This is a genomic window from Pseudomonas sp. NFIX28 (assembly GCF_900107395.1).
Lineage (GTDB): Bacteria > Pseudomonadota > Gammaproteobacteria > Pseudomonadales > Pseudomonadaceae > Aquipseudomonas.
Window position 1 is genome coordinate 50,951 of record NZ_FNPW01000023.1, and the last position, 14,742, is coordinate 65,692.

The 14,742-nt window shown below is 63.3% G+C and carries 16 protein-coding genes; 11 read left to right on the top strand and 5 right to left on the bottom strand.

Annotated features, from left to right (window positions below; translation table 11 throughout):
• Positions 1-114 precede the first annotated feature (114 nt).
• The 4 genes from peaA (at position 115) to peaD (ending at position 4,681) form a co-directional block, all read left to right on the top strand.
• The gene (gene peaA / locus BLV20_RS29095) at positions 115-1,695 is read left to right on the top strand and encodes a quinohemoprotein amine dehydrogenase subunit alpha (protein WP_092305833.1); all 1,581 of its coding nucleotides are present in this window, start codon (positions 115-117) and stop codon (positions 1,693-1,695) included.
• 79 nt (positions 1,696-1,774) lie between these two features.
• Complete coding sequence (gene peaB / locus BLV20_RS29100) at positions 1,775-3,208, top strand: quinohemoprotein amine dehydrogenase maturation protein (protein WP_092305819.1); 1,434 nt, start codon at positions 1,775-1,777, stop codon at positions 3,206-3,208.
• 1 nt (position 3,209) lies between these two features.
• The gene (gene qhpC / locus BLV20_RS29105) at positions 3,210-3,533 is read left to right on the top strand and encodes a quinohemoprotein amine dehydrogenase subunit gamma (protein WP_007921889.1); all 324 of its coding nucleotides are present in this window, start codon (positions 3,210-3,212) and stop codon (positions 3,531-3,533) included.
• Between the two features lie 23 nt (positions 3,534-3,556).
• Complete coding sequence (peaD, locus tag BLV20_RS29110; protein ID WP_092305820.1) at positions 3,557-4,681, top strand: quinohemoprotein amine dehydrogenase subunit beta; 1,125 nt, start codon at positions 3,557-3,559, stop codon at positions 4,679-4,681.
• A 56-nt stretch (positions 4,682-4,737) separates the two neighbouring features.
• Here peaD and BLV20_RS29115 read toward each other — a convergent pair whose 3' ends face one another.
• Complete coding sequence (locus BLV20_RS29115; RefSeq protein WP_092305821.1) at positions 4,738-5,136, bottom strand: lysozyme inhibitor LprI family protein; 399 nt, start codon at positions 5,134-5,136, stop codon at positions 4,738-4,740.
• A gap of 184 nt (positions 5,137-5,320) precedes the next feature.
• Between BLV20_RS29115 and BLV20_RS29120 the strand changes: the two genes are divergently transcribed.
• The 6 genes from BLV20_RS29120 (at position 5,321) to darC (ending at position 10,198) form a co-directional block, all read left to right on the top strand.
• Positions 5,321-5,776 carry an SRPBCC family protein gene (locus BLV20_RS29120; protein WP_092305822.1) on the top strand — a complete coding sequence of 152 codons (456 nt, stop codon included), beginning with the start codon at positions 5,321-5,323 and terminating at the stop codon, positions 5,774-5,776.
• Between the two features lie 49 nt (positions 5,777-5,825).
• Positions 5,826-6,122 (top strand): ArsR/SmtB family transcription factor, encoded by a 297-nt coding sequence (locus tag BLV20_RS29125; protein WP_092305834.1) that lies wholly within the window; start codon positions 5,826-5,828, stop codon positions 6,120-6,122.
• A gap of 15 nt (positions 6,123-6,137) precedes the next feature.
• Positions 6,138-6,956 carry an aminoglycoside phosphotransferase family protein gene (locus BLV20_RS29130; protein ID WP_092305823.1) on the top strand — a complete coding sequence of 273 codons (819 nt, stop codon included), beginning with the start codon at positions 6,138-6,140 and terminating at the stop codon, positions 6,954-6,956.
• An 803-nt stretch (positions 6,957-7,759) separates the two neighbouring features.
• Positions 7,760-8,701, top strand: coding sequence for a 2-hexyl, 5-propylresorcinol biosynthesis aromatase DarA (darA, locus tag BLV20_RS29135; protein WP_092305824.1), 942 nt, complete (start codon positions 7,760-7,762; stop codon positions 8,699-8,701).
• Between the two features lie 7 nt (positions 8,702-8,708).
• Positions 8,709-9,860 carry a beta-ketoacyl synthase DarB gene (darB, locus tag BLV20_RS29140; protein WP_092305825.1) on the top strand — a complete coding sequence of 384 codons (1,152 nt, stop codon included), beginning with the start codon at positions 8,709-8,711 and terminating at the stop codon, positions 9,858-9,860.
• Positions 9,861-9,946: 86 nt separating this feature from the next.
• The gene (gene darC / locus BLV20_RS29145; protein ID WP_092305826.1) at positions 9,947-10,198 is read left to right on the top strand and encodes a 2-hexyl-5-propylresorcinol biosynthesis acyl carrier protein DarC; all 252 of its coding nucleotides are present in this window, start codon (positions 9,947-9,949) and stop codon (positions 10,196-10,198) included.
• A gap of 95 nt (positions 10,199-10,293) precedes the next feature.
• On the opposite strand, the gene inhA is transcribed toward darC, so the two are convergent.
• The gene (gene inhA / locus BLV20_RS29150) at positions 10,294-10,980 is read right to left on the bottom strand and encodes an isonitrile hydratase (RefSeq protein WP_092305827.1); all 687 of its coding nucleotides are present in this window, start codon (positions 10,978-10,980) and stop codon (positions 10,294-10,296) included.
• A 112-nt stretch (positions 10,981-11,092) separates the two neighbouring features.
• Between inhA and BLV20_RS29155 the strand changes: the two genes are divergently transcribed.
• Positions 11,093-12,085 carry a GlxA family transcriptional regulator gene (locus BLV20_RS29155; protein WP_092305828.1) on the top strand — a complete coding sequence of 331 codons (993 nt, stop codon included), beginning with the start codon at positions 11,093-11,095 and terminating at the stop codon, positions 12,083-12,085.
• 98 nt (positions 12,086-12,183) lie between these two features.
• On the opposite strand, the gene BLV20_RS29160 is transcribed toward BLV20_RS29155, so the two are convergent.
• From BLV20_RS29160 to BLV20_RS29170, 3 genes are all read right to left on the bottom strand, one after another.
• Positions 12,184-13,092: an alpha/beta fold hydrolase gene (locus BLV20_RS29160; protein WP_092305829.1), complete on the bottom strand. Its 909-nt coding sequence runs from the start codon at positions 13,090-13,092 to the stop codon at positions 12,184-12,186.
• 189 nt (positions 13,093-13,281) lie between these two features.
• A complete protein-coding gene (locus BLV20_RS29165; RefSeq protein ID WP_092305830.1) occupies positions 13,282-13,614 on the bottom strand; it encodes a hypothetical protein in 333 nt (110 codons plus the stop codon).
• Between the two features lie 484 nt (positions 13,615-14,098).
• Positions 14,099-14,569: a cysteine hydrolase family protein gene (locus tag BLV20_RS29170; protein ID WP_092305831.1), complete on the bottom strand. Its 471-nt coding sequence runs from the start codon at positions 14,567-14,569 to the stop codon at positions 14,099-14,101.
• Between the last annotated feature and the right edge of the window lie 173 nt (positions 14,570-14,742).

The following is a 14,742-nucleotide window of genomic DNA, read 5'->3' on the forward strand; positions in this document are numbered from 1 at the left end:
CCTCCGGGCCCGGCGCGACGGGCTTGGCAGAAACCATAAAAAACGACGCACAACAATAAGAAAGCTCGCTAATAAAAAGCTCCTGATAAAGAGCTCCGTGGAGGTCCGACCTTGATCAAGAGAACACTCCGAGCAGGCACGTCCAGCGGCCTGCTGGCGCTGGCGGTCTGCGCCGCCTTGCATTCCCCTCCCAGCCTTGCCGCGCGCGATGCCCAGGCCATCCTCAAGGAAACCTGCCAGGGCTGTCACACCCCGGAAGCCGAGGGTGGCCTGAGCCGCATCAGCCATCAGCGCAAGACTCCGGAAGGCTGGCTGATGAGCATTGCCCGCATGCAGATCATGCATGGCGTGCAGATCGGCGACGACGACCGCCGCACCCTGGTCAAGTACCTGGCCGATACCCAGGGCCTGGCGCCGAGTGAAACCGAGGGCGTGCGCTATGCCCTGGAGCGGCGACTGAACACCGTGGAAACATTCGACGTACAGACCAGCCAGATGTGCGGCCGCTGCCACTCCGGCGCGCGGGTCGCCCTGCAACGGCGTCCGGCCCAGGAGTGGGAGCGCCTGGTGCACTTCCACCTTGGTCAATGGCCGTCCCTGGAATACCAGGCGCTGTCCCGCGACCGCGACTGGTTCGACCTGGCGCGCAAGGAGATGGTGCCGCTGCTGGCCAAACGTTATCCGCTGGACAACCCGGCCTGGGCCAAATGGCTGGCCAGCGCGCCCAAGGCCGAGGCCCTGGTGGGCGACTGGAGCTTTAGCGGCCATTTGCCGGGCAAGGGCGAACTGGCCGGGGTGATGAGCGTCGCTGCCGACGGCAACGACAGCTTCAAGGTCGGCATCAAGGGCCAGTACGCCGATGGCAGCCCGTTCAACGGCGAGGGCAGCGCGATCCTCTACAGCGGCTACGAATGGCGCGGCAATGTCAGCATCGACGGCGTGCCCCTGCGCCAGGTGTTCGCCGCCCAGGGCAATGCATTACAGGGCCGGATGTTCGAGGCCGAGCACGACGAGCGCGGCCTGGACTTTATCGCCGCCAAGCAGGGCAGCAGCCGTTTGCTGGCGGTGCAGCCGGGTTACCTGAAGGCCGGCAGTGAAGCCGAAGTCACCCTGATCGGCAGCGGCCTCAGCGGCACGCCGAGCTTCGGCAAGGGCGTGCAGGTGGTCGACGTCATCGAGCAGGGCGCGAACCGGATCAAGGTCAGGCTCAAGGCGGCGGCCGATGCCCGACCGGGCCTGCGCAACGTCACCGTCGGCAGCCTGAACGGCGCGACGCTGGCGGTGTACAGCCAGATCGCCGAGGTCAAGGTGGTGCCCGAGTTCTCGGTGGCGCGGGTGGGCGACGGCGGTAGTTCGACGCCTAAGGTCCAGGGCCGCTTCGATGCCGAGGCCTGGGGCAAGGGCGCCGATGGCAAGCCGTACCGCATCGGCGTGTTCCCGGCGCAGTGGAAGGTCGAGCCTTTCGACGAGCGCGCCAGGGAAGACGAGGACGTCAAGTTCGCAGGCCAGATGCAGGCCGACAGTGGCGTGTTCATTCCGGGCGATGCCGGGCCGAACCCACAGCGCAAGATGTCCACCAACAACGCCGGCAACCTCAAGGTGATCGCCGCCGTCGACGACGCTGGGAAATCCCTGACCGGCGAAGGCCAACTGATCGTCACCGTGCAACGCTGGAACAATCCACCCATCCCTTAAGGCGCGGTCCGCGACTGACCCCACCCTTTTGGAATGACCGCGGGCCCCGCAAAAAGAGGGCCGGCACAGGAGGTTTGCAATGGGCGCCATCTTGAATCTGGTCGAACGCAACCTGCACGAAGTGCAGGTCGATGCCGACCGCATGCTGTTTCACATTCCCAGCAGTTCGCTGTTCGCCAGCGACGCCCTCACGGGCAGCATCATCGATGCCTTGCGCGAGGCGGGCTGTTCTTCCAGCGATCTGCTCCAGCGGCTGGGCAGCCAGTACGACGGTGAGGAAATCAACGAGACCCTGCGCGAGCTGATCGCCTTGGAGCTGGTCAGCGACGGCTCGCCGCTAACCCCGGAGATCGCCGTCAAGCGGGTCGAGCGCACGGCCATCAATACCGTGGTGCTCAACGTCAACACCGGCTGCAACCTGAGCTGCACCTACTGCTACAAGGAAGACCTGGACAAGCCCTCGGCGGGCAAGAAGATGGACGTCGAGACGGCCATCGCCTCGGTGGAAATGCTGCTCAGGGAGTCCCCGGACGAAGAGCGTTTCACCGTGGTGTTCTTCGGTGGCGAACCGCTGAGCAACCGCAAGCTGATCGAATACATGGTCGACTACTGCGAGAAGCGTTTTCGCGAGTCGGGCAAATTCGTCGAGTTCGTCATGACCACCAACGCCACGCTGCTCACCGAAGAAACGGTGGACTACCTGAATGCCCATCGCTTTGGCTTGTCGGTGAGCATCGACGGGCCGAAGACCGTGCACGACCGCAACCGCATCACCGTGGGCGGGCAGGGCACCTACGACGTGGTGCGGCGCAAGGCGCAGATGCTGCTGGCGCGCTACGACAGCCGCCCGGTCGGCGCGCGGGTGACGTTGACCACCGGCGTCACTGACGTGGAAACCATTTGGGATCACCTGTTCAACGAGCTGGGTTTCGCCGAGGTCGGGTTTGCCCCGGTGACCTCGGGCGATATCAGCAGCTTCAACCTCACCGGCGAAGAACTGGTCGAAGTCTTCGCCAGCATGAAGCGCCTGGGCCGGCGCTACCTGGAGGCGGCGCTGGAGCATCGCAATATCGGTTTCTCCAACCTGCACCAGCTGATCACCGATATCCACGAAGGCCACAAGAAGGCGCTGCCCTGCGGCGCCGGGCTGAAGATGCTGGCGGTGGACCACAAGGGCGAGCTGAACCTGTGCCACCGCTTTACCGGCTCATCGCTGCCGACCTTCGGCAACGTGCGCGAGGGCGGGGTGAAGCAGGTGGAGCTCAACGACTTCCTGTCCCAGCGCCTGGACCGCAGCAACACCGGCTGCGACAGCTGCCGCATCCGCAACCTGTGTTCCGGCGGCTGTTACCACGAGAGCTACGCCCGCTACGGCGACCCGGCGCACCCGACTTATCACTATTGCGAACTGATGCGTGACTGGGTGGATTTCGGCATCGAGGTCTACAGCCGGATCATGGCCCGCAACCCTGCGTTCATCAGCAGCTACATCACTCCGCGCAAGGCTCACTGACATGAAACATCTCAAGCCGATCAATAACAAAGCCCAGAAGCTGGAACAGGCCGCCGACGAGAACCGTATCGAAGAGGTGGTTGCCATGAGTTCGGTGGCCGGTTGTGCCTCGACCACCGACCCGGGCTGGGAAATCGATGCCTTCGGTGGCGTGTCGTCGTTGTGCCAGCCGATGGAGGCCGACCTCTACGGTTGCTCCGACCCTTGCTGGTGGCCGGCCCAGGTGCCGGACATGATGAGTACCTACCCCGACTGGAACAAGGACGCCCAGGCCTCTAACGAGAACTGGCGCAACCTTGGCACCGTGTTCCCTAAAGACAAGTAATCGGTCAGTAGAAGGATTCCAGCATGCTTCGCAAAAATGCCTGCGGCCTGGCCGCTTCCGCCGTCCTGGGGGCCTGTTCCCTCGGCGTCCTGGCCGATGACAACAGTGACAAGGCCCTCAACGCCGGCCATGAATACATGGTCACCACCAATTACCCGAACAACCTGCACGTGATCGACCTGGCCAGCGACACCCTGTACAAGACCTGCAAGCTGCCCGACGCCTTCGGCCCGGGCACCGTGCAGCTGGCGCCGGACCGCAAGGTCGCCTACGTGCTGAACAACCATTACGCCGATGTCTACGGCGTCGAGCTGGACAGCTGCAAGCAGGTGTTCCACGCCAGCATCACCCAGCAGCCGGGGGAAAAGGCGCGCTCGATGTTCGCCTTCACCGTCAGCCACGACGGCAAGGAGCTGTACACCGTGGCCAACCCGACCCAGATGCTCAACGACCGCTATGAGGTCAAGCAGCCACGGCTGGACGTGTATGCCACCGACGCCGGGCTCAAGGCCAAGCCGGTGCGCAGCTTCCCGGCGCCGCGGCAGCTGACCATCATGCAGAGCGGCGACGACGGCTCGCTGTATGTGGCCGGGGCGGATGTGTACAAGGTCGACGTCAAGACCGGCAAGTTCGACGTGCTGATCCCCAGCCGCCACTGGAAACGCCCGAACTACAGCGCGCCGGACGTGCTCTACGTGTGGAACCAGCAGACTTACCGGCATGATTTCTCGCTGCTCTACACCGCCGCCAAGTTCAAGGACAAGCAGCAGGACCCGGCCACCGCCGAATACCTGTACGGCCTGTTCAGCATCGACTTGAAAACCGGCAAGAGCGAAACCACCGACTTCGGCCCGCTGACCGAAATCTACTTCAGCGGCATGCGTTCGCCGAAGGACCCGAACCTGATGTTCGGCGTGCTCAACCGCTTGGCCAAGTACGACATCCAGCAGAAAAAACTGCTCCAGGCCGCCATCCTGGATCATTCCTACTACTGCATTTCGTTCAACAAGGCGGGCAGCAAGATCTACCTGTCGGGGACCTTCAACGACGTGGCGATCTTCGATGCCGACAGCATGAAGCAGATCGGCAGCATCAAGCTGCCGGGCGGGGACATGGCGATCACCACGGCCCAGGTGTTCGTGCGCTAGTCGCCGATGCCGGCCCGACGAATTCGCTCCCGCAGAAGATGCGCGAGCGAACCTCATCAGTTCCCCGGCACCGGGCAGCCCAGGTCGCCTTCCTGGCACTTGAGGTAGCTCTTGAAGGCCTCGACCCGGGCCTTGGTCAGCTCGGTGGTGCAGTTGCTGTAGAGCAGCGGATAAACGCTGCCACCGGCCACCCCGGAGGCAGCGAACCCGCACTCCGCATCCCGGAAGGCCACCCAGGCGCGCTGCGCACCGAGCAGCAGCTTCTTGCGGTCCGGGTTGTCCTCCAGGCGCTGGTTGATGCGCTGGTAGAGCGTGTTCAGTTCCTTGTCCGCCGCCTTGTGTTGCTCGGCGGCGCACTGGTTCATGGCGGCCTGGGTGGTGGCGTTGGCGCAATCGTCGGCCTGGGCCAGCGGGGTGAGCAGGAGGGGCAGGGCGAGGAGCAAACGTGGGTTCATGGCGGTTCTCGCGATGGAAAATAAAAGGCGTCGATGATGTTTCGCCGGCCAGGGATGCGGCTGGCGTTTAGTCCGTGGCGTGCATCCTAGCCGCCGACCGCATGTCTGTCTTTGCTTGGAAAGTGCAACTTTAAGGTTGCTCTTTGCCGAAGGCGAGCTAGGGTTTCATCACTGGAGGTGACCCATGAACTCATCAGATCGCATCGAAAGAAAGATCCTGCTCAATGCGCCGCGCAGCCGTGTATGGGCCGCGCTGGCGGATGCCGAGGCCTTTGGCAGTTGGTTCGGCGTGGCGCTGGAGGGCCAGCGGTTTGTCGTTGGGCAGCGCACCCGCGGGCAAATTACCTACCCCGGTTATGAACATCTGGTCTGGGATGTGCGGGTGGAAAAGCTCGAGCCCGAACATCTGTTCGCTTTCAGCTGGCACCCCTACGCGGTGGAGCCGGGCGTCGATTATTCCGGCGAGCCCAGCACCCTGGTGCAATTCGAACTCGAAGACCTGGACGGCGGTACCTTGCTGCGGGTGGTCGAGTCGGGGTTCGACGGCATTCCCCCCGAGCGGCGGCTCAAGGCGTTTCGCATGAACAGCCGCGGCTGGGACGAACAGATGAACAATATCGAGGCCTACCTTGGCCCCTGATTTCCTTTGCCCATCTCTGCCCATGGCGGCGTCACTGGGCGGCCCGGCCATGATCTTTGCGGCACTGGGCGACGAGACCCGACTGCGGCTCGTCGTCCTCTTGTGCGGCGGCGGCGCCTTGTCGATCAGCCAGCTGACCCTCGGCACCGACATCACTCGCCAGGCGGTGACCAAGCACCTGCGGGTCCTGGCGCAGGCCGGCCTGGTGCGCGACACCAAACTGGGGCGCGAGCGCCTGTGGGCGTTTGAGCCGGACCGGTTGGCCGAAGCCCGGCGTTCGCTGGAGATGATCGGCCAGCAGTGGGACCAGGCCCTTGGGCAATTGCAGGCTTTTGTCGAGTCTTAACGGAAAGAGTCACGGATGTTCGAGTTTTACCTGAAGCGCTGGAACCTGCAGGTCGATGGCGCGCCTATCGTCACGCCCGGCAGCCACCTGTTGCCGGTGCGCCTGGACGGCGCGCCGGCGATGCTGAAGATCGCCCTCGACGACGAGGAAAAACACGGCAATCGCCTGATGGCCTGGTGGGCCGGGGAGGGCGCCGCCCGGGTCTACGCGCACCACGGCGATGGCTTGTTGATGGAGCGGGCCATGGGCCGGCGCTCGCTGATGCAGATGGCGCTGGCCGGCGAAGACGACGAGGTCAGCCGGATCGTCTGCGCCAGCCTGGCGCGCCTGCATGCGCCGCGCTCGACGCCCCGGCCGCCGCTGTTGAGCTTGCAGGAATGGTTCAAGGCCCTGCGCCCGGCCGCCCGGCGCGAGGGCGGGGTTTTCCTGCGCTGCCTGGCCACCGCCGACGAACTGCTGGCGTCGCCCCGGGAGCCGGTGGTGCTGCACGGCGATATCCATCACGACAACGTGCTGGATTTCGACGCGCGCGGCTGGCTGGCGATCGACCCCAAGCGGGTCATGGGCGAGCGTGGCTACGACTTTGCCAACCTGATCTGCAACCCGGACCTGGCCACCAGCAGCGACCCGCGGCGCTTCACCCGCCAGGTCGAGGTCATCGCCCAGGCCGCGGGCCTGGAGCGCCGGCGCCTGCTGCAATGGGTGCTGGCCTATACCGGGCTGTCTGCCGCGTGGTTCCTGGAGGACTGCGACGTACCCAGCGCGGAACACCAGTTGCAGGTGGCGGAACTGGCTATCCATGGCCTGGAGACTGTGGGCCAGGGGTGGGCCTAGGGGTTTTCGTAAGTGGGGGTATGGCGAAAGGCTTACATGCGCTGGTTGCTATGTCGTCTGTTGCCGATTGGGCGACAGGCTTAATCTTCACCCACCAACTGCAGCGCAGGATGCGCTCAGGGTCATGGAAGACCGACCATTGCAAGGATTGCAACGACAGGATGTCGTAATGGTCTTGAAAAAAACCCGCTTCGGCGGGTTTTTTTTCGCCTGTCAAAAAGCCCGGCCTCTGCCGCTGACGGGTTTCCCCTCACGCGGCGCCATCGCCGCGATGCCGCAATCACCGCCGCCGCTGCACCTCAGGTGCAGGGCCGGCTGCCCGGAAAAAGACCGGTGCGGGGCCCTATGCCGGCTTGCTGAAAAAAACCAACTAAGGCCACTAGCCAGTATTGAATGACGTTCTAGCTTAAATAAAAAAAGTTCCGATAAGAGCATGTAAGGCCCTGTGTTGAATAGCATGAAATACCTACCAGAGTTGGTAGGTTTACAAGCGCCTGATTGCAGATAGAGTTTCCGCCAGAAGACGGGTTCTGTCCCACTACAGGTTCTTTCTGCCCAACGCAGGTAGAAAGTATTTGTAATGCGGGGTGGACGATTTCCGGTTTCAGTTCGTCACCAGGCCGCTGCTCCGGGTGCTGCTGTTTCGTCGTTCATTGTCTTTTGTGTGTACGTTCGACCTGCAACGAATACAGCGCGCGTCTTTTTTGTCGTGCCCAACTTATAAAACTGCCTTTCATGCTGAAGTTCATCCCAAGTGATCTATGGCGTGTCTTTGTGGTTGAAAAGCAAAAGGTCCTGCACTTATGAAACATGTTCTTGTGGTTCGTTATTCGCAAAGCGGTCAGTTGAGCGAAGTGGTTGAAAGCCTGGTCTCGCCCCTGCGTGCGACGCAGGAGGTCAAGGTGCATGAAGTGGTGCTCAAGCCACGGGTCGCCTATCCGTTTCCCTGGCCGGTGGGCAAGTTCTTCGACGTGTTCCCCGAGACCGTCCAGCTCAGCCCGCCGGCCATCGAACCGGTGCATACCGATCATCCCGGGCCCTTTGACCTGGTGATCCTGGCGTATCAGGTCTGGTACCTGTCGCCATCGCCGCTGATCACCGCGTTTCTCAAGAGCGCGCAAGGCAAGCGCCTGCTGGCCGGGCGCCCGGTGGTCACGGTGATCGCCTGCCGCAACATGTGGCTGATGGCCCAGGAGGCGGTCAAGCGCCTGCTGGACGAGGCCGGCGCGCAGTTGCGCGACAACGTGGTGCTGACCGATCGGGCCAATACGTTCGCGACATTGATCACCACGCCGCGCTGGATGTTCACCGGTAGCCGCGAATCCTTCATGGGCCTGCCCGAGGCCGGGATCAGCGCCGAGGATGTGCGCGGCGCCGCACGTTTCGGGCGGGCATTGAAAGCCGCCCTGCAAGCCAATAAAGAGAAAGCCGATGGGCCAATGCTGGCTGGGCTGGGGGCCGCGATCGTCAACCCCGGATTAATACTCAGCGAGCGCGCCGCCTATAAAGGCTTCAAGTTCTGGTCGGGAATCATTTGCCGATTCAGCAAGTATGGACAATGGCTGCGGCGACTCTTGCTGTGTTTGTTCATCGTTTATCTATTGCTGGTCATCATGACTGTCCTGCCTATCTCACTGGTGTTACGTCGTTTGCTTCATCCCTTCATCCGGACGCGACTGGACGAGTTGCAGCGTTATTACGAACAACCGTCCGGCTCGCAATTAAACCTTGAAACTAAAGAGTGAAATCATCATGAGTGAATCGTTTGCCTATATTACGAAAACATCCACTTATATGCCGGGAGAGGCAGTGGATAACGATACGATGGAAAGCATTCTCGGGTATGTGGGTGGGCGACCTTCACGGTCTCGGCAAGTAGTGCTGCGTAATAACGGAATCAAGCAACGCTACTATGTGCTGGACCCGCAGACCGGTATTCCGCGTTTCACTAACGCGCAAATAACCGCCGAGGCCATCAAGGGCCTGGTGGGCGACGGTTTTACCCTGGACTCCATGCAATGCCTGTCCACCGGCACCACCTTGCCCGACCAGTTGATGCCCAACCATGGCGTGATGGTGCATGGCGAGCTGGGCAACAAGCCGTGCGAAGTGGTGTCCACGGCGGGTATCTGCCTGGCCGGCCTGACGGCGTTGAAATACGCCTACCTGTCGGTGCTCTCGGGGGCCAGCAGCAATGCCGTGGCCACCGCCTCGGAAGTGCTGTCGCCGGTGCTGCATGCGCGTAATTTCGATGCGGAAAACGAGGCGCTGGTGGCCCAGTTGGCGGCCCGTCCGGAAATCGCCTTCGAGAAAGACTTCCTGCGCTGGATGCTGTCCGACGGCGCCGGGGCCTTCCTGATCGAGAACCAGCCGCGCGCCGGCAGCCTGTCGCTGCGTATCGACTGGGTCGACATCTTCTCCTACGCCAACGAATTGCCGACCTGCATGTACGCCGGTGCGGAAAAGGCCGAAGACGACAGCCTGACCGGCTGGAAGCTGCTGACGCCGGAGCAATGGGCTGCGCGCTCGATCTTCGCGATCAAGCAGGACGTGCGGCTGCTGAACGAGAACGTGGTGAAGTACACCCTCGGCCGGCCGCTGAAGGAAGTGATGATCAAGCACAACCTGTCGCCGGAATCCATCGACTGGTTCCTGCCGCACATGTCGTCGGAATACTTCCGCAAGCCGATCGCCGAGTGCCTGGAAAACACCGAAATGGCGATTCCCCAGGAGCGCTGGTACACCAACCTGTCCGAGCGCGGCAACACCGGCGCGGCGTCGATCTACATCATGGTCCACGAACTGCTGGAGTCCGGCCGCCTGCACAAGGGCCAGCGCGTGCTGTGCTTCGTCCCGGAAAGCGGGCGCTTCTCCGGTGGCTTCATGCACCTGACGGCGGTCTGACGCGCCAGGCCTGGCGCAATAACCCGGTGGCCGGCGCGGGTCGGCCACTGTTTCGTTTGTATGCATCCAACTGCAAGGGAATGACTATGGAAACGCTCGAACAACGTGTGAAAAGAGTGGTGGCGACCGAACTGGCCGTCGAACTGGCGCAGATCGGCAACCAGGACTCGTTCGTCGAGAACCTGGGCGCCGACTCGCTGGCCCGGGTGGAACTGGTGTCGGCCCTGGAGGCCGAGTTCGACCTGACCATCCCGGACGATGAAGCCGATGGCCTGCAGACCGTGCAGCAGGTGATCGACTACGTCCTTCAAGCCAATGAGCAAGCCGTCCCGGCCTGACATTGGCGCACCGAAGATGCGGCCAGGGCTCAGCTGGCCGATAAGGTTGCCCTGGTCCGCATCTTGCCTTTCCTCGCGCTTTTGCAAGCGTCGCTTCAGGCCTGCCGCCACCGGGCCACGACCCGCTCGACTATCTCGCCGCGCTGCCGGATGGAATTCGCCGCCAACTGCCGTGCCTGCTCCACCACCGCTTTGGGTGCTGTTTGTGGGCTACCCGCCGCGAAAGGCGGAGCCGGGGCGTATTCCAGCTGCAACTGGACCCGCTGCGCCGTCGCCGCATCGAACAGTTCGCCAACCAGGGTCAGGGCAAAATCGATACCGGCGGTAATCCCGCCGCCGCTCAACACATTGCCGTCGCGCACCACGCGTTCCTGTACCGCGATCGCCCCCAGCGCCTCCAGCAAGTGGTGGTAGGCCCAATGGGTGGTGGCGCGCTTGCCCCGCAGCAGCCCGGCGGCGCCGAGCACCAGGGAGCCGGTGCACACCGAAGTGACATAACGCGCCTGCGCCGCCTGGCGACGGATGAAGTCGAGGGTCTGCGCGTCTTCCATCAACGGCCCGACACCCGAGCCACCGGGGATGCAGATCACATCCAGTTGTGGGCAGTCGGCGAAGCTGGTGGTGGCCTGCAGCACCAGGCCGGTGCTGGCGGTGACCGCCTCGCGCGTCTTCCAGACCAGATGCACCTGCACATCCGGCAGCGACGCGAGCACATCGTAGGGGCCGGTCAGGTCGAGTTGCTGGACATTGGGGAACAACAGGAAACCGATCTGCAGCGTCATGGGTATCTCCCTTGGAAAGTCGAAGGTGTCCGCAGCTGTGCGGCTGGACGATTCGACTCTAGCGCCCTAGGCTTTGGCGAATACGCCAACCTGCCCACGATTTACGCCAATCATGTCCCAGACCGCCAGAACCGTTCATGTACTGACTTTCGCCAACGCCCAGGTGCTCGACGTCACCGGCCCGTTGCAGGTGTTTGCCTCGGCCAACGACCTGGCGCGGCAGAAAGGCTTGCCGCCACCTTATGTGGTGAACGTGATCGCCGCGGGCGACGGGCCGGTGACCACCTCGGCCGGGCTGGCGCTGCTGGCCGAGCCCTTGCCGGCGCCGGGCACGCCCTGCGACACGCTGGTTATCGCCGGTGGCTGGGGCGTGTACGCCGCGGCCGAAGACCCGGCGCTGGTGGCCTGGGTTCGCCAGCAGGCCGCATCGGCGCGGCGGGTGGCGTCGGTGTGCACCGGAGCCTTTCTGCTGGCTGCCAGCGGCTGGCTCGACGGGCGCCGGGTGGTCACCCACTGGACCCGCTGCGAGCAACTGGCACGGCAATATCCGCAGCTGCGGGTGGAGGCCAACCCGATCTTCATCAACGAGGGGCCGGTCTGGACCTCGGCCGGCGTCACCGCCGGTATCGACCTGGCCCTGGCCCTGGTCGAGGCGGACCTGGGGCATGCCACGGCGCTGGACGTGGCCCGGCAGCTGGTGGTGTTCCTCAAGCGCCCGGGCGGCCAGTCGCAGTTCAGCGCGACCCTGGCCCTGCAAAAACAGGGCAGCCGCTTCGACGACCTGCACGCCTGGATCGCCGAAAACCTCGGTCGCGACCTGAACCTCCCGGCCCTGGCCGAGCGAGCCGGCATGAGCGAGCGCAGTTTCGTGCGCCACTACCGCGCCGACACCGGCCAGACCCCGGCCCGGGCCATCGAGCAAATCCGCGTGGAAAACGCCCGGCGCCTGCTCGGCGACAGCTGCGTGCCCATCAAGCGCATCGCCGTGCAATGCGGCTTCGGCAGCGAAGAAACCCTGCGCCGCAGCTTCCTGCGGGCCATGGGCGTGACGCCACAGGCGTATCGGGAGCGCTTTTCGCCGGAGGGGCAGAGGGCGGCGCCGTGAGCGGGCCCATGGGTTGTCAGTAACCAGCACGCAGTACGAGCAAGGGCGGATTTCTGGTTATCAGGTTGCAAGAAACCCTCACCCGAAAGGGGCCGTGGTCAGCTAGTGGTTTGCAGCAGTTCCAGCAACGCCTGCAAGGTGGCGTGCGGTGCTTCCTGCGGCACGTTGTGGCCGATGCCGGGCAAGACCCGGCGCTGGTAAGGGCCGGTGAACAGGCCGATGTCTTCATCTTCTTCGCTCGCCGGGCCGACCCCGTCGGCGCCGCCGCACAGTGAAATGGTCGGCACGCGGATCGGCGGCTGCCGCGCCAGGGCCTGTTCGATGGGTTCCAGGCTTGGGTCGCCTGGGGCGTACATGAAGCGATGCCGGTAGGAATGGATCACCACTTCGACGAAGTCCGGGTTGTCGAACGACGGTGCGCTGAGGTCGTAGAGTTCGCCACCGCGATCCCAGGTCGGCGACCACAGTTGCCACAGCAGTTTGCACAGTTCGCGGCGGTTGGCGGTCAGGCCGTCCAACCCGCGTTGGGTGTGGAAATAGTACTGATACCAGAGCCGGTGCTCGGTCTCGGGCGGCCGCGGTTGGGTCGAGCGGGCGATGTCCTGGATGTTGTAGCCGTCGGCGCTCACCAGGCAGCGCACCCGCTCCGGCCACAGGGCGGCGACTATGCAGGCGGCGCGACCGCCCCAGTCGAAACCGGCGAGGGCGGCCTGGGGCAGATTCAAGGCATCCATCAGGTCCAGCAGGTCCTGGGCCAGTGCCGCCTGTTGCCCGGAACGCAGGATGTCCGGGCTGGCGAAACGGGTCGGGCCGTAGCCGCGCAGGTACGGCACGATCACCCGATAGCCGCGCATCGCCAGCTCGGGGGCGATCTCGTCGTAGCCGCGAGGATCGTAGGGAAAACCATGCAGCAAGATCACCGGCTCGCCGTCGGCGGGGCCGTGGTGTTCGTAGGCGATGTGCAGGGATGGGGTCTGGATGTACTGGACAGAGAGCGAGCTGTGCATGACGGATCCGGCGATAGGGAAAACAGCAACCTTAGCTCAAGCCGTGTGCCTGGCCAGTGTCGGCCAGAACCTTGTTCGCGGGTTCGCCTGATCTGTGGAGGCGCGGGCGGGTTGATGAGTGCGTCACATCTCAGACCTGGAGCGTCCAGGATCCGAGGTGTGATGAAGCCAACGGGAGAAACGCCAGGGTTATTTCGTCTTGTTGATTTTGCCTATCTTCCAGGCCCACTGCGTGCCGGTGGAAATAAAGTATTTCCCTTCGACTTGATGCGCCTTGAATATTTTTCGCAGCTCTTTGGTGACAAATTTCGTGATGTCGGTCTGGTGTGTGCCTGCCTTCTCGAACTCGGCGATAAAGGTATTGGCGGTCAGTTTGGTTTCTGTTTTTTTGCGCTTGCCTTTGACGACCTTCGAGTAATCGATTTTTTCCAATGCCTTGCCAATCAGTTTGTAGACATAGGTGCCGTGGAGCGAGTCCTTGGCATTCTTGATGTCGAACGAGATATGTACGAAGTAACTCATGCCTGGTTCCTTGTGAGCGTGTGGGTGAGGCCAATGTGCGCTGCAGGCCGATTGGTCACTCAGTCATTCGTTTCCAGCACCCTCGGCCGGCGATAGTTTCCGGTGCTGATACGCATGTAACGGCTTGTCAGCACTGAGCAGATGGGAAGTGGTTACGCCAGGCAGAAAGCCTTTGCGGCACAGACCGCCGCCTTGCGGGTCCTGAATCACGGTCATGTTCACCACGCCAGCGGGGAGGTAGAAGGTGGCAGTTTCTTCGGCGGCGAAGCGGAGCGGACGAAGACGGTGCAGGCAGAGGTGGGCAGAGCAAGAGCGAGAATGGCGAGCGGACGTGCGAGATACATGGGGATTCCATTTCCAGGAGGGGCTGCTCGACAGCGAACAGTGGAAGGTCGCTGTCAAGGAAACGGATGATATCAATATGATGGCCTCGCGGCGATTTTTGTCGCCAGGCCTGAATGCTTTATCGCGAACAAGCTTGCTCCTACAAGGCAAAGAGCTCCGTGCTGGTCGTGAGGTGCTTGAAATGGTGCTGCCACAACCGCACGCCCAACTGCCCGCTGCGGTCCAGTGACGAGCCCACGGTCAGGTCGGTGATCAGCGTCGGTTGCAGGCCGGCGTCGAACAGGGCGAAGCCGGCGGCGAGCACGCAGGTGTCGGTCTGGATGCCGCAGACCAGCACACGGTCCGGGGCCAGGCTGCGCAGGTAGGCGATGGTGTCCGGCGTGGGGGCGTAGCCGTGCTTGATGAAGACGCGGTCGGCGGCGACCAGGCTGTGGTCATCGGCGGCGGGGCGCCAGCCGAGCTGGCGGACGAAGGGCGTGCGACTTTCGTCATGGCGCTCGACGGTGGCCACCGAGGGCAACTGGCCGAGCAGGGCGTTGATGCCGTTCACCAGCCAGTCCGGCGGGTTGAACGAGGGTTGCACGTCGATGATCAGCAGCACCTGGCGCATGGGAATCCTTGAGGGAACCGGGCGGCCTATTCTGCCCGCAAACCGCCGTTGCCGCGAACGGCTTGTCTTCTGTAGGAGCGAGGCTTGCCCGCGATGAACGATGGCGTGGTCTTCCAGGCGTTGCGCGGTATGGCCATCGCGGGCAAGCCTCGCTCCTACGGGATGGCGGGGTG

Bases quoted from the DNA above. Each gene is read 5' to 3' on its own strand.
- BLV20_RS29170 (WP_092305831.1), bottom strand. From the start codon at position 14,569: ATGCGCCAGGTGCTGCTGATCATCGACGTGCAACCCTCGTTCAACCCG.
- BLV20_RS29155 (WP_092305828.1), top strand. From the start codon at position 11,093: ATGTCCCAGACCGCCAGAACCGTTCATGTACTGACTTTCGCCAACGCC.
- inhA (WP_092305827.1), bottom strand. From the start codon at position 10,980: ATGACGCTGCAGATCGGTTTCCTGTTGTTCCCCAATGTCCAGCAACTC.
- BLV20_RS29160 (WP_092305829.1), bottom strand. From the start codon at position 13,092: ATGCACAGCTCGCTCTCTGTCCAGTACATCCAGACCCCATCCCTGCAC.
- BLV20_RS29120 (WP_092305822.1), top strand. From the start codon at position 5,321: ATGAACTCATCAGATCGCATCGAAAGAAAGATCCTGCTCAATGCGCCG.
- BLV20_RS29165 (WP_092305830.1), bottom strand. From the start codon at position 13,614: ATGAGTTACTTCGTACATATCTCGTTCGACATCAAGAATGCCAAGGAC.
- darB (WP_092305825.1), top strand. From the start codon at position 8,709: ATGAGTGAATCGTTTGCCTATATTACGAAAACATCCACTTATATGCCG.
- darC (WP_092305826.1), top strand. From the start codon at position 9,947: ATGGAAACGCTCGAACAACGTGTGAAAAGAGTGGTGGCGACCGAACTG.
- darA (WP_092305824.1), top strand. From the start codon at position 7,760: ATGAAACATGTTCTTGTGGTTCGTTATTCGCAAAGCGGTCAGTTGAGC.
- BLV20_RS29115 (WP_092305821.1), bottom strand. From the start codon at position 5,136: ATGAACCCACGTTTGCTCCTCGCCCTGCCCCTCCTGCTCACCCCGCTG.
- BLV20_RS29130 (WP_092305823.1), top strand. From the start codon at position 6,138: ATGTTCGAGTTTTACCTGAAGCGCTGGAACCTGCAGGTCGATGGCGCG.
- peaD (WP_092305820.1), top strand. From the start codon at position 3,557: ATGCTTCGCAAAAATGCCTGCGGCCTGGCCGCTTCCGCCGTCCTGGGG.
- qhpC (WP_007921889.1), top strand. From the start codon at position 3,210: ATGAAACATCTCAAGCCGATCAATAACAAAGCCCAGAAGCTGGAACAG.
- peaB (WP_092305819.1), top strand. From the start codon at position 1,775: ATGGGCGCCATCTTGAATCTGGTCGAACGCAACCTGCACGAAGTGCAG.
- BLV20_RS29125 (WP_092305834.1), top strand. From the start codon at position 5,826: ATGATCTTTGCGGCACTGGGCGACGAGACCCGACTGCGGCTCGTCGTC.